The sequence below is a fragment of the Mycobacterium appelbergii genome, assembly GCF_032883035.1.
Taxonomy (GTDB): Bacteria; Actinomycetota; Actinomycetes; order Mycobacteriales; family Mycobacteriaceae; genus Mycobacterium; species Mycobacterium appelbergii.
This window is the reverse complement of the sequence record NZ_JAMQTH010000001.1, coordinates 274468-297108: the sequence shown is the minus strand read 5'-3', so window position 1 is coordinate 297108 and position 22641 is coordinate 274468. Positions and strand designations below refer to the sequence as shown.

General features: G+C 64.0%; 20 protein-coding genes and 1 pseudogene. 7 read left to right on the top strand and 14 right to left on the bottom strand.

All coding sequences use genetic code 11. The annotated features are described in order from the left end of the window. Window positions 1-137 precede the first annotated feature (137 nt). The gene (locus M1247_RS01340; RefSeq protein ID WP_317154453.1) at window positions 138-1145 is read left to right on the top strand and encodes a sugar-binding transcriptional regulator; all 1008 of its coding nucleotides are present in this window, start codon (window positions 138-140) and stop codon (window positions 1143-1145) included. Here the strand turns inward: M1247_RS01340 and M1247_RS01335 are convergent. The 3 genes from M1247_RS01335 to M1247_RS01325 all read right to left on the bottom strand — a co-directional run bounded on the left by M1247_RS01335 (window position 1066) and on the right by M1247_RS01325 (window position 4927). Continuing rightward, a complete protein-coding gene (locus tag M1247_RS01335; RefSeq protein WP_317154452.1) occupies window positions 1066-2400 on the bottom strand; it encodes an MFS transporter in 1335 nt (444 codons plus the stop codon). The genes M1247_RS01340 and M1247_RS01335 overlap by 80 nt on opposite strands. Next, window positions 2397-3791: an FAD-dependent oxidoreductase gene (locus tag M1247_RS01330; protein WP_317154451.1), complete on the bottom strand. Its 1395-nt coding sequence runs from the start codon at window positions 3789-3791 to the stop codon at window positions 2397-2399. Before M1247_RS01330 ends, M1247_RS01335 begins: the two co-directional genes overlap by 4 nt. 167 nt (window positions 3792-3958) lie before the next feature. Beyond that, the gene (locus M1247_RS01325) at window positions 3959-4927 is read right to left on the bottom strand and encodes an AraC family transcriptional regulator (RefSeq protein ID WP_317154450.1); all 969 of its coding nucleotides are present in this window, start codon (window positions 4925-4927) and stop codon (window positions 3959-3961) included. Between the two features lie 93 nt (window positions 4928-5020). Here M1247_RS01325 and M1247_RS01320 point away from each other — a divergent pair, with 93 nt between their 5' ends. After that, window positions 5021-5515 carry an anthrone oxygenase family protein gene (locus M1247_RS01320; RefSeq protein ID WP_317154449.1) on the top strand — a complete coding sequence of 165 codons (495 nt, stop codon included), beginning with the start codon at window positions 5021-5023 and terminating at the stop codon, window positions 5513-5515. On the opposite strand, the gene M1247_RS01315 is transcribed toward M1247_RS01320, so the two are convergent. Beyond that, entirely contained in the window at window positions 5506-7791 is a 2286-nt protein-coding gene (locus M1247_RS01315; protein WP_317154448.1) for an MDR family MFS transporter, read from the bottom strand. The genes M1247_RS01320 and M1247_RS01315 overlap by 10 nt on opposite strands. Before the next feature lie 95 nt (window positions 7792-7886). Here M1247_RS01315 and M1247_RS01310 point away from each other — a divergent pair, with 95 nt between their 5' ends. Next, the gene (locus M1247_RS01310; RefSeq protein WP_317154447.1) at window positions 7887-8312 is read left to right on the top strand and encodes a pyridoxamine 5'-phosphate oxidase family protein; all 426 of its coding nucleotides are present in this window, start codon (window positions 7887-7889) and stop codon (window positions 8310-8312) included. Between the two features lie 74 nt (window positions 8313-8386). After that, window positions 8387-8881 carry a hypothetical protein gene (locus M1247_RS01305; protein ID WP_317154446.1) on the top strand — a complete coding sequence of 165 codons (495 nt, stop codon included), beginning with the start codon at window positions 8387-8389 and terminating at the stop codon, window positions 8879-8881. Here the strand turns inward: M1247_RS01305 and M1247_RS01300 are convergent. From M1247_RS01300 to ilvD, 7 genes are all read right to left on the bottom strand, one after another. Then, on the bottom strand, window positions 8818-11709 hold the full coding sequence (locus M1247_RS01300; protein ID WP_317154445.1) for an MMPL/RND family transporter: 2892 nt from the start codon (window positions 11707-11709) through the stop codon (window positions 8818-8820). The two genes, M1247_RS01305 and M1247_RS01300, sit on opposite strands and share 64 nt — an antisense overlap. After that, a complete protein-coding gene (locus M1247_RS01295; protein ID WP_317154444.1) occupies window positions 11706-12152 on the bottom strand; it encodes an MmpS family transport accessory protein in 447 nt (148 codons plus the stop codon). Before M1247_RS01295 ends, M1247_RS01300 begins: the two co-directional genes overlap by 4 nt. A gap of 234 nt (window positions 12153-12386) precedes the next feature. Then, on the bottom strand, window positions 12387-13790 hold the full coding sequence (locus M1247_RS01290) for an MFS transporter (protein WP_317154443.1): 1404 nt from the start codon (window positions 13788-13790) through the stop codon (window positions 12387-12389). A gap of 22 nt (window positions 13791-13812) precedes the next feature. Next, complete coding sequence (locus M1247_RS01285; RefSeq protein ID WP_317154442.1) at window positions 13813-14562, bottom strand: haloacid dehalogenase type II; 750 nt, start codon at window positions 14560-14562, stop codon at window positions 13813-13815. 37 nt (window positions 14563-14599) lie between these two features. Next, window positions 14600-15919: an MFS transporter gene (locus M1247_RS01280; RefSeq protein ID WP_317154441.1), complete on the bottom strand. Its 1320-nt coding sequence runs from the start codon at window positions 15917-15919 to the stop codon at window positions 14600-14602. A 279-nt stretch (window positions 15920-16198) separates the two neighbouring features. Further along, complete coding sequence (locus tag M1247_RS01275; protein WP_317154440.1) at window positions 16199-16870, bottom strand: GntR family transcriptional regulator; 672 nt, start codon at window positions 16868-16870, stop codon at window positions 16199-16201. Between the two features lie 4 nt (window positions 16871-16874). After that, window positions 16875-18539, bottom strand: a complete 1665-nt coding sequence (gene ilvD / locus M1247_RS01270) for a dihydroxy-acid dehydratase (protein ID WP_317154439.1) — start codon at window positions 18537-18539, stop codon at window positions 16875-16877. A 169-nt stretch (window positions 18540-18708) separates the two neighbouring features. Here ilvD and M1247_RS01265 point away from each other — a divergent pair, with 169 nt between their 5' ends. Then, a complete protein-coding gene (locus M1247_RS01265) occupies window positions 18709-18915 on the top strand; it encodes an SDR family oxidoreductase (RefSeq protein ID WP_317154438.1) in 207 nt (68 codons plus the stop codon). 49 nt (window positions 18916-18964) lie between these two features. Continuing rightward, window positions 18965-19702, top strand: coding sequence for an SDR family oxidoreductase (locus M1247_RS01260; RefSeq protein WP_317154437.1), 738 nt, complete (start codon window positions 18965-18967; stop codon window positions 19700-19702). A 4-nt stretch (window positions 19703-19706) separates the two neighbouring features. Here M1247_RS01260 and M1247_RS01255 read toward each other — a convergent pair. After that, a pseudogene (locus M1247_RS01255) lies at window positions 19707-19838 on the bottom strand (twin-arginine translocation pathway signal); the annotation flags it as partial. Between the two features lie 75 nt (window positions 19839-19913). On the opposite strand from M1247_RS01255, the gene M1247_RS01250 reads away from it, so the two are divergent. After that, entirely contained in the window at window positions 19914-21383 is a 1470-nt protein-coding gene (locus M1247_RS01250; protein WP_410506790.1) for a serine hydrolase domain-containing protein, read from the top strand. A gap of 47 nt (window positions 21384-21430) precedes the next feature. On the opposite strand, the gene M1247_RS01245 is transcribed toward M1247_RS01250, so the two are convergent. Continuing rightward, window positions 21431-21868, bottom strand: a complete 438-nt coding sequence (locus M1247_RS01245) for a hypothetical protein (protein WP_317154996.1) — start codon at window positions 21866-21868, stop codon at window positions 21431-21433. Between the two features lie 49 nt (window positions 21869-21917). Further along, window positions 21918-22544: a heme-binding beta-barrel domain-containing protein gene (locus tag M1247_RS01240; protein WP_317154436.1), complete on the bottom strand. Its 627-nt coding sequence runs from the start codon at window positions 22542-22544 to the stop codon at window positions 21918-21920. Window positions 22545-22641 lie beyond the last annotated feature (97 nt).

Genomic DNA, 22641 nt, shown 5'->3' with positions numbered 1-22641 from the left:
GCCGGGCGGTTGACGCTGGGCTTCGACGTCCTCGCCTGCGTGAAGATTCGCAATGGTGTCGCCGTCATCGGGTACTTGTGAGATCAACCCTGACATCCTGGCCTTGAATAGACGGACGACTGTGAGTGGGGAAGTCGATGGCTGAAGACCACCAGACCGATCACCATCTTGATCATCGCGTCGATGAAGCGTTGCGGGTAGCGCAGCGTTACTACCTACACGGCGTGACGATGGACGTCATCGCCCGTCAGATGGGTACGTCCCGCTCTACCGTCTCGCGGCTGCTGCAGTACGCCCGCGATTCCGGGCTGGTGGAGATTCGGGTCCTGCCGCCGGACTCGCGGGCCCATCCACTCGAGCAGTCGCTCGCCGAGTCTTTCGGTGTACGCGCGCATGTCGCGCATGTGCCATCGACGGCGACCACGGTCGAGCGGCTCGAACGTACCGCCGTCGAGGCCGCACGGCTGCTCCATTCGATTTTCGAGTCCGACATGATCATCGCGATCTCCTGGGGAACGATGGTGAACGCAATAAGCGAATGCCTGATCTCCAAGATGACGACCAACTGCCAGTTCGTCCAACTGAACGGAATGGGCTTCTCCCGCACCACCGGTGGACACTATGCGAATTCGATCATGGCGCGGTTCGGTGAGGCGTTCTCCGGTTATGTGCGGCAGTTCCCGGTGCCGGTGTTCTTCGATCGGGCGGAGACCAAGGTGGCTCTGCTCGAAGAGCGAAGCATCAAGAGCATCATCTCCTTACAACACAGCGCAGACGTCGTCCTGTTCAATGTCGGCACCGTGACCGATGGGATACCCAGCAGCCCTTACCTGAACGGCTACTTCCTCGACGATGCGGACTTCGCTGAGCTCGCCGCCGACGGCGCCATCGGCGACATCTCCACCAGCTATATCCGGCACGACGGCAGCCACTCGGGAATCGGCCTCAACGTCCGTACGTCCGGCCCGGACCTGGACAAGCTCCGGACCGTGAAGCACAGGATCTGCGCGGTGTCGGGAGACCATAAAATCGACGCCTTGGATGCTGCGCTCGCCGGCGGATACATCACCGAGCTGGTGATCGACGAGTTGACTGCAGGACTTCTTCTGGAGCGGCATCGAGGTGCGGCGGCGCATCATCGATGAACGAGATGCCACGCCGGTCCTTCGTCTGCGACGCGCCGACGATGGCGATGACACACATGACCACCATCAGTGAGGAGATAGCCCAGGTGCCGTCGGTGCGCGATGTCAGCAGGGCTGCTATGAACGGCAAGGTGCCGCCGGCCAGGGCCGCGGAAAGCTCACGGCAGAAAGCGATTCCGGTGTAACGGACCTTGGTGTCGAACTGCTCGGCCAGCATGGCCGCCTGGGATCCCAGCATCAGATCGTTAGCGATGGTGAGCACCACGACCATCGCGAACCAGACCGCCAGGGCATTGCCCGTGTCCATCAGCCAGAACATCGGAAAGGCGGCGAGCGCACACAAAACCGCACCACTGATAAAGATCTGTTTGCGACCGAAGCGATCGGACAGCCAGCCGGACAACGGCAGGGTGCCCAGCTTGATCGTATTGGCGATCATCAGCCCGATCGTTCCGACGGCAGCTGCCATCCCGACGTTGTCGGTGATGTAGGTCAGTGCGTAGACGCTCGGGATATACGTGGCGACATTAGGTCCGACGCTGAGCAAGAAGCCGAAGAGCAGGGATTTGGGCGCAGTCTTGACCACGGTGATCAACGGGGCGATCTGCTGCTTGCCGAGCTCGGCCACGTTCTTCTCGAACGCCGGTGTCTCATCGACTCGGAATCGGATGTAGAGGCCGACCGGCAGAATCAAAATGCTGACCAGGAAGGGAATCCGCCACCCCCAGGAGAGGAAAGCATCCTCAGGAAGCCAGGTGAACGGGGTAAAGACCAACGCGGCCAAGATAACGCCGAGCGCATTGCCGGTCGGCGGAATGGCGGCAAAGAAGCCGCGTCGTCCCGGCGGCGCATGTTCGGCGGCCATCAGCGAACCACCGGCGTATTCAGCGCCGGCGCCGAGCCCTTGGAAGATCCGCAGCAGAACCAATAGCGCGGGCGCTGCGATACCGATCGAGGCGTGGGTGGGGATCAATCCGATCAACGTTGACGAGACTGCCATCACGATCAGCGTGACCATCAGAACCAGCCGGCGACCGTACCGATCACCGAAGTGGCCGAACAGCAGACCGCCGACCGGCCGGGCGAAGAAACCGACCGCGAAGGTGCCGAGCGACGCAAGCGTTCCGACCGTCGGGTCGCTGTCCGGGAAGAAGACCCGGCCGAACACCAACGCTGACGCGGTGCCGTACAGCATGAAGTCGTACCACTCCAGCGCCGTGCCGACGGTGCTGGCCGAGACAACCCGGCGGATCAATGTACGGCCTCGGTTTCGAAGGCGGGGCCGAGATAGGCACCTTGGGCAACAAGTTGGTCCTGCAGCTTGGTCACGTCGACGGCACGTGGCTGGACGCTACTCGCCACCGCCTGGGCGGCGGCGGTACCGGCGGCCTCTCCCATGGCGAAGGACGGTGGCATGACTCGTACGGCAGCCAGTGCCTCGTGGGTGGCAGAGACGCAGCGACCCGACATCAGCACGCCGTCAAGGGATTCCGGTACCAGACTGCGATAGGGGATCTCGTAGATGTTCGCGGTGGCGGGAATCTCATCGTCGAAGGGACCTGCCGTGCTGACCGGATTGTGGATGTCGACCGGGTAACCCGCAACCGCAATGACGTCGGGGAAATGGTGGCCCTCGACCAACTCGTCGAGAGTCAGGACGTGCTCGCCCACGATGCGCCGGCTCTCCCGAACGCCGATCGTTGCGGCGGTGTCCAGGAGCGTACAGTTCTGCAGCCCGGGTAGCTCGGCATGGAAGAAGCGCATCAGCTCCAGAACTTGGTCACGAGCAGCCAACTCCGCCCGTGTCAGGTCGTTGACGTTGGTGCCGTCGACACCGAGCACTCGAGTGGTGTTGATCCGCCAGACCCCTGGGTCCAAGGTCTTGAAGAGCTGAACACCTCGGCGCGGCAGGTCATAGTTTCCGTCCCGCTGCGCCTGTTCGACGATGCCTTGGTAAGGAAAGTAGTCCTCGGGATGCTCGCGTCGGTAGCGCTCGACGGCCGCGTCGTCTACGCCCGTGACCCGGAAGAATAGGGTCATCGGCTGAACCTCGCCGTCCTGGGGCCGACCGTACTCGAATTTGGCGTCGCCTCGGGCTGCCACATCGCCGTCGCCAGAGCAGTCGATGATCACCGATGCGGGAATCAGGCTGAGCCCGCTCTTGCTGGCGGTGATCACCCCGGTCGCGGCGCCGTTCTCGACCCGGGTGTCGACAACGAAGCTGTGCAGTACGAGGTCGACGCCTGCCTCGCGGCACATTTGCATCGCCACCACCTTGGCAACTTCCGGGTCGAAGGGAGTGACTGCCTCATGGCCGAACACCATGAAGCCCGAATACTGGCTGCCGGATTTGGTTTTCGAGGGATGCAGCGCACCCCCCTGAATTTCCATCCGGCAGACGAATTCGTCGAAGATGCCACGCACCAGTTGAGTCTTGCCGTCGAGCGAGAACGACGTCATACACGGGCCGACCAGGCCCGCGGTCAGATTGCCGCCCAGGAACCCGAACCGCTCGATCATCCGAACCGACACACCGTTACGCGCTGCCGCTATGGCCGCTCCCAAACCGGACGGGCCGCTGCCGACGACCAGCACGTCCGTCGGTGGTGCGATCGGGACATCGCATGAGTAGTGAGTTGATGGCAACGCCAACTCCTTCGTTGTCGGTCTCAAATCTGAGGTGGACCAACTAAAACGAAGGCCTGCACACCCGGTCAATGGATTTGCACATATGTGCACAATGCGCATAGAACCACGCTCATCCTCCGACGTTGAGCGTCCGACTCCGCTGACACGGCGCGGCCAGGTCAGCGCTATCCGGGATCGATGGCAACCGGAGCACCGCCCGACGTGAGCGCGGCGCGGCGGTGTGTATTCGGGCTGACACCGTAGGCCCGCTTGAACGCGCTGCTCAACGCGAAGGGCGTGCTGTAGCCAACCTGCCGGGCGACCGACGCGATCGTCGCCCGGCTGGACCGCAGCAGGTCGGCGGCCAGCGCCAGCCGCCAGCCGGTGAGGAACGCGATCGGCGGCTCGCCGACCTGTTCGGTGAACCGGCGCGCGAATGTCGCACGCGAACAGGAAACTGCCGCAGCGAGATTCGCCACCGTCCACGGATAGGCCGGATTGTTGTAGATCAGCCGGAGCGCCGGGCCGACAACACGGTCCTGCTCGGCATGCCACCAGGTCGGCGCGTTCGCGTCGCGACCGAACCAGGTACGCAGCACGGCGATCAACAGCACGTCGAGCAGCCGGTCCAGGTAAGCCTCCTGACCGGCGCCGTCGCGGCCGGCCTCGTCGGCGAGCAGTCCGACCAGCGGGGTATTCCACTCGTCGACGCGCAACACAGCCACGGCCGGCAGCGCATCGAGCAGCCGCCCACTGACCTGGCTGTGCCCTTCGTAGGCGCAAACGACAGACCGGCTGGACCCGCTGTCGCTGTTACCCCAGGTCCGCACGCCCAGCGACATCTCGAAATGCAGATCCTCGCCCGACAACGTCGTGCAGCGTTGGCCCGGGTGGATGACGACCATCGGCGCGGTGGCCGGGTCATCGGCGAAGAGATAGTGCTGGGTGCCACGGGTCAGCGCGACATCACCGGGTCCGATCGAGACCGTGCCGCTCGTTTCACCGACGATCACCGAGGAGCCGTGGGTCTGGCAGATCAAGGTGAGAGGCGCATCGTCGCGGATGCTCATCGACCACGGCGGATCCATCATCATCCGCAACACGAACGCGCCCCGCGCCCGCACACCATCGAGCAGCCCGACTACGGCGTCCACGGCCGCCTATCGTAACCCCGCTCAGACGCACGCGTATGGGGCACGGACGGAGAACGATGGATCGTCTCGTGGACGGCCGGTTGACTGTCGGACATGCAGATGAGTCCCTATGTCATCCTGACCGGCATCGCCGCGATCGCCAGCGCCGCCGCGGCCGGAATGATGTACGTGTTCTCCACCTTCGTGATGCGCGGCCTGAACCGCACCGCGCCGGTCGAGGCGATCACCGCGATGCGCGGTATCAACGCCGAGGCGAACTCGAATCCCGCCTTCCTGCTGGCATATCTGGGCGCGGCGGTGCTGGCCCTCGTGGTGGGCGTCATTGCGGTGGTTCAACTGAGGCAACCCGGCAGTTGGTGGGTGATGATCGGCGCCGTGTTCGGGATTCTTGCGGCGATCATCACGATGGTCTTCAACGTGCCGCTGAACAATCATCTGGACGGCGTTGATCCGCTGGGCATTTCGGCCGCGGACGCCGCCCGCGAATGGCAGGCATACTTCACCACGTGGACGGCGTGGAACCACGTCCGCACCTTCACCTCATTTGTAGCCACCACGCTGATGGTGATCGGCCTGCGCTATCTCTGACCGCCGGGGAAGCGCGGCGGCCTCGGGCCTCCGGGTGGGTTGCGACGCACCGGGTTGACCGGCCGCAGTCGTGTGGTGGGAGGTTCGCCCCGTTGCGGTTCGGGTGCCCGCATTCCTTGCCGGGGTGCGGGTGGTGGCGGTGCCGACCGCGGCGGTACCGGGACAGCCTGACGAGGAGTCGGGGGCACGGGAGCCCGCCGGGGCTGATGAGGTGCCCTGCCCGGTGGGTGCATCCGCATCGCGTGAGTGGCGTCGTCAGTCCAATCCCGTTGAACAAGAACGTTTTGTGCGATGCGCTCCAACGCGTCCTGCACTTCGTGACGTTCCGGGCGCGTCTGCAGACCGGAGGACTGCTCGAGCTGATGGGTCAGCCACTCGGTCATTCCCGCGCGGAAGATGTCCACCTGACGCGCTCCGGCCGGGGTCAGCCAGAAGGCATCGCCGCTGCGCTCGGCGTAGCCGGTGGCGACGAGTCGGTCGAATGCCGGCCCGAGGATCTCACTCGGCACCCGCACGTGGTCGGCGATGTCGCCGAGCCGGGCCTGCCCCGCGGCCTGCCCGAAGCGGTATACCTGAAGCAGCGCCCATAACCGCGCCACATCGAGGCGACTGCCCGGACGATTCGCCAGGACCCGCAGATGCATGCCGGAGCCCTGACGTATCAACCGGCCGACCGCGTTCTCCAGCAGCTGGTTCGGCGAGTCCGTCGTCGGCATCGCGAACCCTTCACCCATGTCGGCCGCGGTACTGACGACGTTGTCGCGCAACGGAACCTGCTTGAGCATCAGGGCCAGCACGAAACCGACCGCTGCCACCGGCGCGGCCCAGAAGAACACCTGATCGAGTGCGTCGGCATAAGCCGCCGCGATCGGTGCGGCCATCTCCGGGGACAGTTGGTGCAGGGCATCTGGCGACTGTGCTGCCGCGGGCGGTGCGCCGCTCTGCGCCAAAGCCTCCCCGAGCCGGCCTTCCAAGAAGTTGTTGAACAGCGATCCGAACACCGCCGCGCCGAACGAACTACCGATGGTTCGGAAGAATGTGACACCGGACGTCGCCACGCCCAGATCGCTGAAATCGACCGTGTTCTGCACGATCAGCACCAGAACCTGCATGCACATGCCGATCCCGGCGCCCAGGACCACGAGATACAACGACTGGACGAGCACCGAAGTGTCCGGGCCCATCCGCGACAGCAGGATGAATCCAACCGTCATCACCGCCGTTCCGGCCACGGGGAAGAGCTTGTAGCGCCCGGTGCGGCCGACGATCACGCCGCTGCTGATCGACATGGTCAGCAGACCGACCACCATCGGCAGGGTGTGCAGCCCCGACGTGGTCGCAGAGACCCCGTCGACGAACTGCATGAAGGTCGGCAGGAAGGTCAACGCGCCGAGCATCGCGAACCCCACGACGAACGACAGCACGCAGCACACCGCGAAGACCGGTTCGCGGAACAGCCGCATCGGCAGGATCGGTTCCGCGGCGCGCGATTCGACGGCCACGAACGCCCCCAGCGCCACGAGAGATCCGAGGAACAACCCGATGATCATCGCCGAACCCCACGCATAGGTACTGCCACCCCAGCTGGTGGCCAGCGTCAGGCCGGTCGCGCCCAACCCGACCAGAACGATTCCGGCGTAGTCGATGATCGGCCGTGCGGTCCGCCCCAGATTGGGGATCGCCGCGATGGCGACCACGATCACCACGACAGCCACCGGGACGTTTATCCAGAACGCCCAGCGCCAGCTCAAGTGGTCGGTGAAGAAGCCGCCGAGCAGCGGCCCCACCACCGTGGTGACACCGAATACGGCGCCGAGGGCGCCCTGGTAACGACCGCGTTCACGCAGCGGGATGACCTCGCCGATCACCGCCGTCGCGGTCACCATGATCGCCCCGCCGCCGATGCCCTGCAGGGCGCGCGACGCCACCAGCATCGACATCGAGCCGGCGATCCCGCACAACACCGAACCGGTCATGAAGAAGATCACGGCAGTCAGGAACACCGTTTTCCGGCCGATGAGATCACCGAGCTTGCCGACGATCGCGGTCACCACCGTCGAGGCCAGTAAATAGCTGGTCACCACCCACGACTGGTGGCCGGCGCCACCCAGATCGGCCACCACGGTGGGCAACGCCGTCGCGACGATCGTCTGGTCCAGGGCAGCCAGCAACATCCCCAGCAGGACCGCGATGAAGATCAGGTTGCGCTTCGGCGCGGCCACCGCGACCTCGCCCGTAGATGCCGGTCGCTGCGGACCGGTAGTCGTTGCCGTCATACCCTCGCCCTCGCTCGGCTGCTCCATCCGTATAGCCATTGTGTGCACGAGATACGCCTGGAATAGGACCGCGGGCAGCCGTGTTGGCTCCGACAATGAGAGCCTTCACGGACCAGGAGCGGCAGAACTTCCTCGCAGACATCCACGTCGGTGTGTTGTCGGTGGCAGCAGAGCAGGGCCGCCCGCCTGCCAGCGTCCCGATCTGGTACGACTACACGCCTGGTGGAAACATCCTGATCAACACCGGCGCGGCCTCGCGCAAGGCGCGGCTGATCAAGGAGGCGGGCGCCGTGACGCTGGTGGTGCAGCGTGACGAGCCGCCCTACCAATATGTGGTCGTGGAGGGCACCGTCGTGGACACGACGAATGACGGGGTACCCACCGAGGTGCGCGAAGCGATCGCCATCCGGTATCTCGGCGAAGACGCGGGACGTGCGTTCGCCGAAGGTATGCGCGACGTACCGAGCGTGCTGTTCACCGTCCGCCCGGACCGCTGGATCACCGCGAACTACGACGAGTAGGTCGGCAGCGCCTCATACCTGTCAGGTTCCTGTGAGAACCGTCAAAAGTACTTAGGTCAGGTAGCGTTTTAAGGGTGAATCTCGGTCCATGGGGCGATCTCACGATCCTGGCTGCAGTGTTGGAAATAGTCTTCGCCACATGCGTATTCGCCTACATCAGTCGGCTGGAGAAGCGGACCTCCCATCCGTTGGGCGAAAAGGTCGGCGCTCACAAGGCGGTGCTGGCCAAACTCCGCAAGCGTGAACCGATGTCGCAGGACGAAGTGGACTATGCGGGTGAGCTGATCGCCGATGCCCGATCACCGCTCGCTTACGCGATTCCTGCCGCGTTGTTCACCATGGGGTTCTTCTACGTGGTCGGCTGCCTTTTCGTGCTCCATCTGGAAGGTGGCCATCCCTCGTTCCGGACGTTCATCGGCGGCATCCCCATGTTGACCTCCATGAACATGGCGGCACAGTTGGGCAAGGTCGCACGCCTGAAAGGACGACTACCGGTTCCCGAGCCTCACGATTCTGAGCGTCGTGATGTACCGGCAACGGGATCTCCGTCTTCCCACAGCAGCAGTTGACGAACCGACTGGCGTGATCCGTAGGGCTGGAGCATCTGGCTGGCGGGCCGCGGACGCACCTTAAGCGGCCACCAGAACCAGCGGCCGATCAGCGCTGCGACCGCAGGCGTCATGAACGAACGCACGATCAGCGTGTCGAACAGCAGACCGAGCGCAATCGTGGTCCCGATCTGACCGAGAATCCGCAAGTCCGCGAATACAAACGAGGCCATCGTGGCCGCGAACACCAGACCGGCCGCCGTCACCACCGAGCCCGATCCGGCCATCGCCCGGATGATCCCGGTGTTCAAGCCGGCGCCGATCTCCTCTTTGAACCGGGAGATCAGCAGCAGGTTGTAGTCCGATCCCACCGCCAGCAGCAGGATCACGGCCAGCGCCAACACAATCCAGTACAGCTGGATCCCCAGGATCTCCTGCCAGATGAGCACGGACAACCCGAACGAGGCGCCCAGCGACAATGCCACGGTACCGACGATGACGACTGCCGCGATGATGCTGCGGGTGATGAACATCATCACGAGCAGGATCAGGCAGAGCGCAGCGATCCCCGCGATCATCAGGTCGTATTTGGCGCCGTCCTGAATATCCTTGTACGTGGCCGCCGTTCCGGCGATGAAGATCTTGGACCCGGCCAGTGGCGTGCCCTTGACCGCCCCCTGCGCGGCATGCCTGATTGCCTCGATGTGTGAAATGCCCTCAGGGGTGGCGGGATCGCCTTCGTGGGTGATGATCATGCGGGCGGCCTTGCCGTCCGGCGACAGGAACAGCTTGAGCCCGCGCTGGAACTCGGGGTTGGTGAACGCCTCCGGAGGTAGATAGAACGAGTCGTCGGTTTTCGATGCGTCGTAGGCCTGGCCCAGGGCGGTCGCGTTCTGCAGAGCCGCCTCGGCCTGATCGTTGATACCCGAGGTGGTGGCGTAGTTGGTCATCGTCAGGTCACGGTTGGCCTGCTGACTGGCGATCTGCGGCGGAATCAGCGCGAGCAGCTTGGGCTGCAACGCATCCAGCTTGTCAATGCTGCCCGACACACTGGCCAACTGATCGGTCAGTGCATCGATACCGTCGAGCGCGTCGAAGACCGATCGCAGCGCCGCACACATCGGAATGTCGAAACAGTGTGGCTCCCAGTAGAAGTAGTTGCGCAGCGGACGGAACTGGTCGTCGAAGTCGGCGATCTTGTCGCGCAGGTCCTGAGCCGTGGCCACAGTCTGCTGGAACGCCTTGGCCTGCTCGTCGGTGACCGCGGCAGACTGCTGTTGCAGCGCATACTGTTGCCGCAGCACATCGATCGAGTTGTTTATCACGTCAACCTGTTTGAGCAGATCGGCACCCCGGGCCTGTTGAAACGGCAGGTTGTTGATCTGGGAGGCGCTACTCGCGCTGATCTGGAACGGTATCGAGGTGTGGTCCAGGGGCGTGCCGAGCGGCCGGGTGATCGACTGGACCTGCGCGATGCCGTCGGTGTGGAAGACCGCCTTGGCGACGCGCTCCAGCAGGATCATGTCGGTCGAATTACGGAGATCATGGTCGGCTTCGACCATCAACAGTTCGGGATTCAACCGAGCCTGCGAAAAGTGGCGTTCCGCGGCGGTGTAGCCGACGTTGGCCGGGGCGCTGGCGGGCATGTACGGCCGGGCGTCGTAGCTCGTCGTATATCGGGGCAGGGCAAGCAGTCCGACAAGGGCGACGGCGACCGTCGCCATCAGGATCGGCCCGGGCCAGCGCACGATGGCGGTGCCGATGCGCCGCCAACCCTGGGTGCGCATGGGCCGGCTGGGTTCGAACAGGCCGAAGTGGCGACCGATGATCAGCATCGCAGGCGCCAGGGTCAACGCCGCCACCACTGCGACGAGGACCCCGATCCCGGCGGGGACGCCGAGGCTCTGGAAATACGGGAGCCGGGTGAACGTCAGGCAGAGCACCGCGCCGGCGATCGTCAGGCCCGAGCCGAGGATGATGTGCGCGGTTCCGTGATACATCGTGTTGAACGCCGAGACCCGGTCCTGCCCGTCGTAACGCGCTTCGTGAAAGCGCCCGAGAATGAAGATCGCATAGTCGGTCCCTGCGGCGATGACCAATAGCGTCAGCAGGTTGGTCGAATATGTCGACAGCTCGATGATTCCGGCCTTCGCGAGCACGGCAACCACGCCGCGGGAGGCGGTCAACTCGATCATCACGGTGAAAAGCACGAAGAACACCGTGGTGAGACGACGGTAGAGCCAGAACAACATCACCGCGATCACGCCCAGGGTGATGAGAGTGGTTTTCAGCGTGCCGTGGCGACCCACCTCGAACTGATCGGTGACCAGGGGCGCGGCGCCCGTGACATAGGCCCTGATGCCCGGGGGCGGCGGTGTGCTGTCGACGATGCTGCGCACCGAATCGACGGACTCGTTGGCCAACGACTCGCCCTGATTGCCTGCCAGATAGAGCTGGACCAAGGCGGCTTTGCCATCGGAACTCTGCGAGCCCGCCGCGGTGAGCGGATCACCCCAGAAATTCTGGATGTGCTCAACGTGTTTGGTGTCCTGCGAAAGCTTGTCGATCAGGCCGTCGTAGTAGTGGTGGGCCTCGGCCCCGAGCGGCTGATCACCCTCCAGGACGATCATCGCCGAGCTGTCGGAATCGAACTCACCGAACACCTTGCCGATACGTTTACTGGCCTGCAACGACGGCGCGTCCTGCGGGCTCAGCGACACGTTGTGCGATTCGGCAACCGTCTCCAGCTGTGGCACGAAGACATTCGTCAAGACCGCCAGGCTCAGCCAGAACAGCGCGATGAGCACCGAATACCGCCGGATGAGGTCCGGAACCCGCTGGGCGCTCATCCTGACTTGTCCAGACAGAAGATGAAGGCGTTCAAGGTGTTCACCGATCTCTCGTCCTTGACCACGTCATCGATCTTGATCCGGCAACCGATCGAGTCGCTGTTCCCCTGGGCCGCGACGTTGACGAAGACCGCCGGCTGAGTGGTGGTCGTGTCGTAGGCCCAGGGCAGCGCGACGGCGTCGGCACGTTGAGGTTGGGCATTCACGTCCAGATAGGTGATCGTGGCGACCGTGCCCGGAGGGCCGAAGACCTCCAGGACCACGTGCTTGGGATTGAACGGAACAATGTCATTGTCGGAGCCGCTGGGCGTCGACGTGACGTCCGCAGAGGCAAAGACGCCGTGCAACCGATACACCGCGAATCCCGCCACTGCGACCACAACCACCGCCACCAGCAGCATCCAGCGCTGGCCGAGTCGCCGGCTGATCGAAATCCGCTGCATCCGTGACCTTTCATGAGCAGCGACACGTGCGGACGGTTGACGATTTCCTATAGCAGGGCTAATCAACGAGGTTGACGGTACGACACGGGCCCGGACTCCACAACACCGCGCTCCCCAGGCCAGCACTGACCACTCAGCCGGATGTCAGGCGAACCTTCTTAATTCACAGCAACTTCGGAGCTCAACCCTCTGGCGTGCCATAGCGGCCCTTGATATCGGGCCATTGGTCCAGAGTCAATCAGGTTGTGCAACGGTTTGTCGGCGAGCGCTGTCCTGACCAATCGGCGGTTCGAACAGTTTGGCGCCCGCGGCCTCCTGCAGCGCCTTGCCCTTGGTTTCTGGCGCCCAGGCGATACACACGATCAGCCCGGCGACGGTGATGCCTGCGCCCATGAGCATCGTCGGCCCCACTCCCAAGTGGTGTAGGCACATCGGAAGCAGGTAGGTGCCGACGGCCGCGCCGATTCGGCTGACGGACGTCGCCAGACCTACTGCAGTGCCACGAATCTCGGTGGGGAACAGCTCGGTCGGGTAGGCCCACTCCAGGATGCTGGGGCCTCCTGAAAACAGCGCATAGGCACAGAAACACACGATGACGATTGCCGCCGGAGCGTGCGGGAACACTCCAAGGACACCCAGCGGAATGACCATCAGCGCGAACGATCCAATGATCAACGGCCGACGCCCGATTCGGTCTATCAACTTGATTGCGGGCAACACACCGATCAGGAAGACCAAGCTGATGAGCACCGACCCCAGGACAGAGTCTTCGGACATGCCGAAGGCGGACAGGATCGTGGGACCGAACGTGTACAAACCGAACAGCGGAATGATCTGGAAGGTCCAGAACAGTGAGACGAACAGGGTCCGCTTACCGTAGGGCTGCTTGAACGCGTGCCAGAACCCCATGCCGGTCAGGGTCTCCTGATGGGCGAGCACGTCGAGTTCCACCTCGGAGACCGGACGGCCCAATGCCGCGGTGATGTTTTCCCGCGCCTTGTCACGCTGGCCATGGCTGATCAGCCACCGTGGCGACTCGGGTGTACCGTGCCGGGCGATCATGATCAGCGCTGCCGGGATTGCCGCGCTGGCAAGCACCCATCGCCAGGAATCGTCTCCGAGCCACTCGACGAAGAGGAAGCCGACAGCGTAGGCCAACGTCGCGCCGACGAACCACCACGCCATCAGGATGCCCATGCAGCGCCCGCGCTGACGTCGCGGCAGCCACTCCGAGAGCATCGCGGTGGCGATCGGATAGTCGGCGCCGATCGCCACGCCCAGGAGTAATCGGAGGGCGATGAGCTGCCAGCCTTCCTGAACGAACAGGCACAGCACTGAACCGAGCAGCAACAGGCTCAGATCCACGGTATACATCAGCTTGCGGCCGATGACGTCGGTGAGGCGTCCGAACGCGAGATCGCCGATGAAGAGCCCGACAAGGGCGGCGGCCCCCACCAAACCCAATTCTATTGCGGTGAGCCGGAGTTCAGTTTCGATGCCGACGATGACCACACCGACGTTGGCGAGGATGTACCCGTCCAGGAACGGGCCGCCGGCAGACAGCAACACGAGTTTGCGGTGGAACCGACCATAAGGCGCTTCGTCGATGACCGAATCGCCTGCGGCATTCTGCGACATAGTCCTTCTCTCGTAGTTTGGGTCAACCTGCGTCAGCGGCGGCGAACGCCGCGTCGACGGCGTCGGCGAAGGCGCCCACCGTCGGAAACTCGAGGTTGTAGCTCCACTCACCGGAGGGGGCCGGGGTGGCTCCGCGGCCCTGACGGTCGTGACGGCGGTTTATCCAAACCGACGGCAGACCCTCTCGTTTTGCCGGAACGTGGTCGTGGAACAGGCTTTGCGCCACGTGCAACAGTTCGCTGCGCTCGAGGCCCAGTGTCGGCAACGCCGCGTCGAGGGCTCGGAAATGGTTGGCGGCCGGCTTGTAGGCGCCGACATCCTCGGCGGTGATCACGGCGGCGTAGTCACCGCCGAGCCGCTGGTTGCTGCCCGCAAATCCCTCCCTGTGCACGTTGGAGAGGATGATCAGTTGATAGTGCTCGGCCAGGCGCGCCAGGCCGTCAGCCGAGTCGGCGAAGGCAGGCCAGTCTGGGACCGAGTCGCCGAGTCGCCGTGCCCACTCGTCGCTGACCGCGCGGCCCACTGTCGCACCGGTGCGACGAAAGGCGTCGGCCAGAATATCCGGGTAAAGCGCTGCGGGGGTGTCGCGTTGAGCGGCGGCCTCGTTGTCGGAGTAAGCCAGCAGCAGCTCGTCTTCGCTGAGATCGAGTTGCTGTTCAACTGCCCACGGCGCAAGGACATCGACGATGCCGGCTTCCCAGTCGATGAGCGTGCCGTAGCAGTCGAAGCTCAGCACCTTGAACGTGGTCAGGTCGAGATCTGTGGTGGTCATACATGTCTCCAATCGCTGGTTGTGGGACGTTCGGCCGTCATGGAGTCGCGGCCTCGGCGGCGACGACGGCTGACTTTCGAGCGGCGTCAGCAAGGGCCTGGTCCTCCATCGCCCGTAGCTGTTCGTTTTTCACCGAAGCGGCCAGTAGCACTACGGCGGCAAGCATCAGGGCGGCGATGACGTAGAAGCCTGCGTACTGATCTCCAGTCCAGTCGCTCATCACGCCGATGAGGAAGGGACTGACAAAACCTGCGAGGTTACCGAACGAGTTGATCATCGCGATCCCGACGACCGCGGTGGCGCCGGTGAGGAAATAGCTCTGCAGGGACCAGAACGGGCCAAGCAGCGCGTACACGCTGGCGATGATGACCGCCAGGAAGACAACGGCGACGAAGGAGTCTGCGAAGTATCCGATTGTGACCAACGCTGCCGCGCACAGAACGGCGGGACCGATGGTGTGCCAGCGTCTCTCACGGTGACGGTCCGAGCTCCGACTCCACAAGACCATGGCCACCGCGCCCAGTACGTACGTTCCTGCGGTGAGCAGGCCGACGTCGGTGGCGCTCCGGCCGTCACCGATCCGTTGAATGATGAGCGGAGTCCAGAACCCGAGACCGTATTCGCCCATTTCGATGGCGAAGTAGATGACGATGAGGGTCCAGATCTTGGGGTTCAGGATGGTGTTTCGGGATAGGTACTTCTCACTCTTGGCCGGTTTCAACGCCGCTTCGGCTGCAAGCGCTGTTTCCAGCCATTCCTTCTGGGGGTCGTTCAACCACTTGACGTCTCGGATTCGGTCGGGCAGAACGAAGAAGCACACCAGCCCCCCGATCACGCTGGGGATGCCCTCGAGGATGAAGATCCACCGCCAGCTCGGCATGCCGAGCCAGGAGGCATTGTCAATGATCCAGCCCGAGATCGGTGCACCGATCATGTACGAGATCGGGATGGCGAGCATGAACATCGCGGCGGCCTTGGCGGCGTCGCGACCCAGATACCACCGCGACAGATACAGGATCACGCCGGGAAAGAATCCGGCTTCGGCGATCCCGAGCAGGAACCGGGCGACGTAGAGCTGCTCGATGTTCTGCACGAAGCCCGTGCAGACGATCACGATGCCCCAGGTCACCAGGATGCGCGCAATCCACTTCCGCGCACCGAACCGGTCGAGCAGAATATTGGACGGTACTTCGAAGAAGAAGTAAGCGACGAAAAAGATTCCGGCAACCAGCCCGAACGCGGCATCGGAGACGCCGAGGTCGGCGTTCATCGTCAGGGCCGCGTAACCGAGGTTGGACCGGCCGAGGTAGGCCAGGACGTAGAAGACGATGAGGAGCGGCATGAGGTGACGGGTCACACTCCTGTGAGTGCTGTCGCCCAATGCCCCCCGCCAACTAGTATCATTGACGGTCGAACTTGTTGCAGCCATTGCGGTTTGCCTTCCTTGGCGAAGCGCATCGGAGCTCGTGTCAGGCGAAGCTCCGGATGTCGGTGATGCGACGAGAAGCGTTGACACACGGTTCGACGGATGCACGCACGGCATGCTTCCGCCCACGATGCGGATGTGAAGACCTGGATTTGGCCTTTGTAGTTACCGGGTCGCGCTAAGCCGGCTTGCGGTCGTCATCTCCGGCTGTCATGAATCGGTTCCCATCCCGATCGAGGACCGATTCTCATCGATGTGACCGATGATCGCCGCGCCGAGCAGTTCTGCATCGCGCTGTTCGAGCGCCGCGACGATGGGCTCGTGCGACACTGCGACCGAACCGGACTGCGCCCACGTGGTGTCGCCGATCGCCAGGTACATGCGGATCTGGCCGGCGATCCCCCGCCAGGTTCGCCCGACGACGGCAGAGGGCGCGATCTCCAGGTACCGTTCGTGGAACTGGTAATCGAGTTCCACGACTTCGACGATGTTTTCAGCGCGCTCGGCCTCGCCCATCTGGGTCATCAGCATCCGCAGTTCGGCGAGATCATCGCGCGATACAGCCTGAACGATGTCCTTGAGATTGAGCGTCTCCAGTGTCTCGCGAATCGCCAACGCGTTATGCGCTTCGCGGGCAGACAGACGGTGTACGCGGACGCCCTTCTGCGGCTCGCTGGAGACCAGGCCTTCCTGCTCAAGCTGCCGCAGCGCCTCGCGCACCGGCCCACGGGACAGGTTGAGATCGCGCGCCAGCTTTACCTCGTTGAGCCGGATGCCCGGCTCATAGACGCGGCCGAGAATGGCGCGCCTGATCTCCTGTGCAGCAGACTCATACAACAACCGTGGTTTGACCTGGCGAACGTTGGATGCCGAAGTATCCATGACATCACCCGACCTCTTGTTGTGGAGCGAGGACCGCGCCGTAGCAGGCCTCGCTGGCCTGCCGCGCGTACCGGGCGAGAATACCGCGACCGGATTCGGCCTGCGTCGCGCGTACGGGGACCTGGCGTTGCGCCAGTTCTTCCTCGGAGAGTTCGACATCGAGCCGTCCTGCGGTGAGGTCCATGGAGATGACGTCACCGTCCCGTAGCCGGGAGATGGGACCACCAGAGGCTGCCTCCGGGCACACATAGCCGATCGCTGCGCCGTGGGATGCCCCCGAGAATCGGCCGTCGGTGACCAGAGCCACCGTGTCAGCCAGGCCCATGCCCACCACCGCGGCTGTGGCACCCAACATCTCACGGAATCCAGGGCCGCCGCGCGGCCCTTCGTTGCGGATCACGACGACATCTCCGGGGCTGATTTGGCCGCCGTGAATGGCGACGATGGCCTTTTCCTCGTCCTCGAAAACCCGTGCCGGCCCGCGATGCTGGTGCAACGCTTTCGGTACGCCGCCGACCTTGACGATCGACCCGAGCGGAGCCAGGCTGCCGAACAGCACGCGCAGCCCCCCGGTCGCAGACACCGGATCAGCGACGGGCGCGATGACGCCGTCGAGAGGTTGGGGAATGGGCACCTCGATCGGGGCGATTCGCGGATTGTCTTCGAGATGGTCGTGAAGTTCCTCCAGAACGGCCTGGACTCCCCCGCCCCGATGGAACTCCGGCAGCGAGATCTCTCCTGACGGCCGCAGCGGGACGAGTGTCGGAGTGGCCAGGGCCAGTTCGTCGAATTCCTTCCAGCTGAAGGCGACACCTGCCTCATGGGCGATCGCGGGAAGATGCAGTGAGATGTTGGTCGAGCCACACACGGCCAAGGCGACCCGAGCGGCATTGCGGATGGCACAGTCGGTGACGATGCGCTTGATCGTCAGATTCTGTTCGATGAGCCCGGTGATCGCGACACCGCTGTCGTAGGCGAGTCGGAGTTGTTCGGCCGAACCTGCCACCACGGTCGACACCCCCGGCAACGAAAGGCCCATCGCCTCCGCGCACATGGCCATCGTGTTGCCCGTGTACGCGCTCGCGCCGCCGCCCGCGCCGGGCATCTGCGCGAACTCGAGCTGGCTCAGCTCCTCCTCGGTGATCTTTCCGCTGTGATACTCACCGATGGCCTCGAACACGGTCTCCCACGACAGCTCGCGTTCCCCGATCCTGCCCGTTTCGGTCGTGCCCGTGTAGACGTACACCGTCGGAAGGTCCACACGCAGACTGCCCATGATCATGGCCGGGGTGATCTTGTCGCCGCCGGCGATCAGCACGGCTGCGTCGAACGCGTGGGCCTGAAGCATGATCTCCACGGAGTCAGCGACGGTTTCCCGCGACGGCAGCACATACCGCATGCCGTCGGACGCTTCAGTCAAGACGTCGGTTGCGTGAATGACGTTGAACTCCATCGGTGTAGCGCCGCCCGCGATGACGCCGTCCTTGACGCGCTTGGACACCTTGTCCAGATACACGTTCTCGTCGGCGATCTCGTTCCAGGCGTTTACCACCGCGACCAACGGCCGACGGAGCTCTGCAGACGTACGGCCGGTTCCGTACCACCAAGATCGGGCGAATGCGCGGTCAGGACCTTGGTAGCGAAGTTCACTTCGGCGAGGCGATGTCATGTGACGCACGCTACAATCCGCGGATGTTAAATGTCAACATTTTTCATTTCGGCCTCTGCGCTGTCCCGCCGCTCGACCAGCCGCAGGCATATTCCGTTTCGGTATGACGGTGTGCCGAACTGGTCTTGGACAGCCGATGCGGACCGCCAAAGACTCGTAGGCAGCAGTTGTGACGAGAGACGGGACGACGATGGGCAGATACGACGGCAAGAACGTGGTGGTGACCGGTCTGAAGGCAGAGTTCACCGCCGTCAACCCTATGCAGCGCTTCGGCCATCCCGACGAATTCGCCCCGGCCGTGGCATTTTTGGCCTTCGACGCGACGTTCGTTGCCGGCATGGAACTGGTGGTCGACGGCGGCCACTCGCAACTCTGATGGGACTCCGCTGCGAAAACGCCGCCGAGACAGCACGAAAGGAATTTTTGTGAATAGCTATGCAGGCAAGCGGGTGGTCATCACCGGCGGCACGAGCGGCATCGGGCTGGCTACCGCCAAGGCGCTCGTCGACGGTGGGGCCCGCGTTCTGGTCACCGGCCGGACGCCCGCATCACTGGACGCCGCGCGAGTCGAACTCGGTGCCGGCGCGATCGTCGAGCCCAGTGACGCGATCTCCGGCATCGACACGCTCGCCGAACGCGTAGCCGATGAGCTGGGCGGCGTCGACCTGCTGGTGCTCAACGCAGGCGCTTCACTCCTGGCAACAGTGGAGGAAACCAGCGAGGCCGCATACGACCAGATCTTCGACCTCAACACCAAGGCGCCCTTCTTTGCGGTACAGAAATTCGTTCCGCTGATGCCTGCCGGCAGCGCCGTCGTGCTCACCACCTCGGTCAGCAACACCAAGGGCATCGCCGCGACCAGCGTCTACTCCGCGACCAAGGCGGCGCTGCGATCCTTGACCCGCACATTCGCCCGTGAACTGATCGGCCGGGGCATCCGCGTCAACGCCGTATCCCCCGGGCCCATCGATACCGGCATCCTCGAAAGAAATCTGCCTCCGGAGGTGGCCCAGCAGTTCCTCACGGAGATGAAGGCCACCAACCCGATGCAGCGGCTGGGCAACCCCGAAGAAGTGGCAAAGGCAGTCATCTTCCTCGCCTTCGACGCTACCTACACCACCGGCACGGAACTGCTCGTCGACGGCGGCGCCTCCGACCTGTGACCGATCATCGGGGGAAGTCCCATTGGCCGAAACCTGCTGCGAGAACGCCGTTCACGTCGACGTGCACACCGTCGATCACGAAGCCCGGGTCGGACGCGGTGACGACTTCCCGTTGGAACAGCACGGCCGCCGGCTCGAACAGCGTGGCGTACCTGAGGACTTCGCGCCGTGATGCGGATTGCGTCACGAACCGAAGGGTACCGTCGAGCGGGTGACGGTGTCAGGATCGCGCGTCGCTCAGGTTTACGCGGTGGCAATGGTCTTGCTCATCCTGGCCGCCACGTCTGCCTGCGGACATGCTGCGCGGCCACCGGTGGCACCCACCATGCCGGCACCTACCGCCACGCCGCGTCCGGCAGTGCCCGACGTGGTCCCCGCACCTGGTTTGGCCCCGGTCGGAGAGCTCATCGACGAGGCGATCGCGGCACATCGGCTGCCGGGGGCGGTGGTTCAGATCGGGCATGCCGGCAAGATCGTCTTCCGCCAGGCCTTCGGCGCGCGCAAGCTCCCCGGCGAACCTGGCCTGGACGGTGCTCCCGCACCTGCGGAGCCGATGACCGAGGACACGATCTTCGACCTGGCGTCGTTGACGAAGAGCGTCGCGACGACCACGGCTTTCATGCAACTGTACGAACAGGGCCGGGTTCAGATCGACGAACCCGTGCAGACCTATCTGCCCGACTTCAACCCGGCCGACGACCCGCGCCGCGCGCAGGTGACACTGCGCATGTTGCTCACACATACCTCGGGCATCGCGGGAGATCTGAGCCTGGACGGGCCGTGGGGGTTGGACAAGGCCGACAAGGCCGAAGGAATTCATCGAGCGCTCGGCGCATGGGTGGTGTTCAGTCCGGGAGAACGGTTCCACTACTCCGACATCAACTTCATTCTTGTTGGCGCGATCATCGAGAAGATCACGGACGAGCCGTTGGACATTTACGTTCAGCACAACGTCTTTGAGCCACTCGGTATGGACGACACCCACTACCTGCCCCCGGCCAAGGCGTGCGGCCCGCACCAGATCAGGGGAACTGCGATCGCGTTCGATCACAACGCCCCCGCAGCGGAACAGTGCCCGCCGGGGACCTGGAACACCGGACTCCTGGACCGCATCGCACCCACAGCACACGACGGGGACACCCCGGGCCTGAACCCCGACTACGGCCACCTGCTGCGCGGCACCGTCCATGACCCGACGGCGCGCCGCATGGGAGGCGTGGCCGGCAGTGCCGGGGTGTTCACGACGGTCAACGACATCGGCCGGTTCGCCCAGGCTCTTCTCGATCGCCGGGCCGGGCGCCCGAGCACCTTTCCCCTGACGCAGGCGACCGTCGAGCTGATGACGACGCCCCAGCAGCCCGGGCACACGCCGGAACAGCTCGACGCCGCGAACAACGCTGAGCGCGAAGGCAACTATCCGGCGGTAGCGGGACAAGACCTGCGCGGCCTCGGCTGGGACATCGACACGGCCCATTCCAGGCCGCGCGGGATGATTTTCCCAGTCGGCAGCTTCGGTCACACCGGCTTCACCGGAACCACGCTGTGGATGGACCCCGGGTCAGACACCTACATCGTGGTCCTCGCCAACGTGATCCACCAACCGGGCGGTCCCCCGATCGCGAAGCTCAGCGGTGAAATCGCCACCGCAACAGCCCGGGCCCTACATCTGTACGGAAGCTAGGTCAGCGGCCGGGCCAGTTGATGCCGGAGTCCCACGGGCGCCGAATCTCACACTGTGACCCGCATTTCGACGCCTGGGTGCGAACTGACCGTGACGACGACCGTGCCGCCACCCGTTTCGAACATGGTGTTGGCGTAACCGACGAAACCGTAGTGCCCGTCGATCGTCGATACCGCGGTGATGTCACCGCTTCCCGAGGCTCCGGTGTCGAGATTTCTCCAGGCGGCGGCCACGGTCAGCGCACAGGAACCGTCGTAGGTACCGGCGTCGTAGTGGATCACCACACGCACACCGTTCTCGAGACGACCGTCGATCTGCACCGGCGCCACCTGGGCTTCGGCGCTGACGCTGCCGGCACACGTCGGCGACGCCACCACCGGGACCCGATCGAGTTGCGCGAAGCCCTCAGCGTGGGCCGGTGCCAGCCACAACCACGGCGCGGTCAGCGCAACAGCGAACGCACCGGCAACACGGAATCTGGTCATGCCTCTGTTATCGACGGCCATCAGCGTGACGTTAGCGTCACGCCTGCGATCAGGCCTGCTCGGCGCCCGGATGAAACCGCTTGACGCGGTGCAGGGTGTTCTCGTCGGTGTGGTGCATCTCCGAACCGGTGGCGGCCAGACGCAGCAGCAGATCGGACGTGTAGCTCAGAGTGCCATCGTCATTCAGCGTGAAGCTGCTGCTGAAGCGCTTGATCTCGGCGCGGTCGAGCAGATACCGGTTTTGCAGGATGCCGTAGCAGGGATCGCCGGGCGTCGCATTGAAGTGCAGGGTGCGGTCGCCGATGGCGGCGTCGCCGCCGGCGAGGATCGCGATGCCCCGACCGAAGACCACGTTGCGAATCACCTGACCGTTGGCCTTGTCCCAGAGCAGGAAGCCGATCTCGTCGTGGAAGGGGTCCATTGCCTCCTCCCCGTGCCGCCAGGCGGTCATCGAGTAGTTGAGGCCCCAGAGCACCTGTTGACCGTTCTCCTGGATCGGGATCGGCTTGAAGGCAGCCGTCTCGAAATAGGTTGTCTGACCGGTCACGTCATCGTTGTTGTGGTAGCTCAAGTCGACGCCGAGGTCACCCTCCCACTCACCCACCAACGGGGTCAGTGGCCCGAGCTTCTGCGGGCCCAGGACGGCGGTGCGGTCGAGAGTTTGCATGTCGGTCATCTGTCGATCCTCGCGCTCTTTGTGGCGGTCCTCGATTTTGGAGTTACTCCAGATTATCTCAATCACTTGTCTTGCGCAATGCAAGTCTTGCGTTAAA

Bases quoted from the DNA above. Each gene is read 5' to 3' on its own strand.
- M1247_RS01340 (WP_317154453.1), top strand. From the start codon at position 138: ATGGCTGAAGACCACCAGACCGATCACCATCTTGATCATCGCGTCGAT.
- M1247_RS01320 (WP_317154449.1), top strand. From the start codon at position 5,021: ATGCAGATGAGTCCCTATGTCATCCTGACCGGCATCGCCGCGATCGCC.
- M1247_RS01315 (WP_317154448.1), bottom strand. From the start codon at position 7,791: ATGACGGCAACGACTACCGGTCCGCAGCGACCGGCATCTACGGGCGAG.
- M1247_RS01310 (WP_317154447.1), top strand. From the start codon at position 7,887: ATGAGAGCCTTCACGGACCAGGAGCGGCAGAACTTCCTCGCAGACATC.
- M1247_RS01300 (WP_317154445.1), bottom strand. From the start codon at position 11,709: ATGAGCGCCCAGCGGGTTCCGGACCTCATCCGGCGGTATTCGGTGCTC.
- M1247_RS01295 (WP_317154444.1), bottom strand. From the start codon at position 12,152: ATGCAGCGGATTTCGATCAGCCGGCGACTCGGCCAGCGCTGGATGCTG.
- M1247_RS01290 (WP_317154443.1), bottom strand. From the start codon at position 13,790: ATGTCGCAGAATGCCGCAGGCGATTCGGTCATCGACGAAGCGCCTTAT.
- M1247_RS01285 (WP_317154442.1), bottom strand. From the start codon at position 14,562: ATGACCACCACAGATCTCGACCTGACCACGTTCAAGGTGCTGAGCTTC.
- M1247_RS01275 (WP_317154440.1), bottom strand. From the start codon at position 16,870: ATGGATACTTCGGCATCCAACGTTCGCCAGGTCAAACCACGGTTGTTG.
- ilvD (WP_317154439.1), bottom strand. From the start codon at position 18,539: ATGACATCGCCTCGCCGAAGTGAACTTCGCTACCAAGGTCCTGACCGC.
- M1247_RS01245 (WP_317154996.1), bottom strand. From the start codon at position 21,868: ATGACCAGATTCCGTGTTGCCGGTGCGTTCGCTGTTGCGCTGACCGCG.
- M1247_RS01240 (WP_317154436.1), bottom strand. From the start codon at position 22,544: ATGACCGACATGCAAACTCTCGACCGCACCGCCGTCCTGGGCCCGCAG.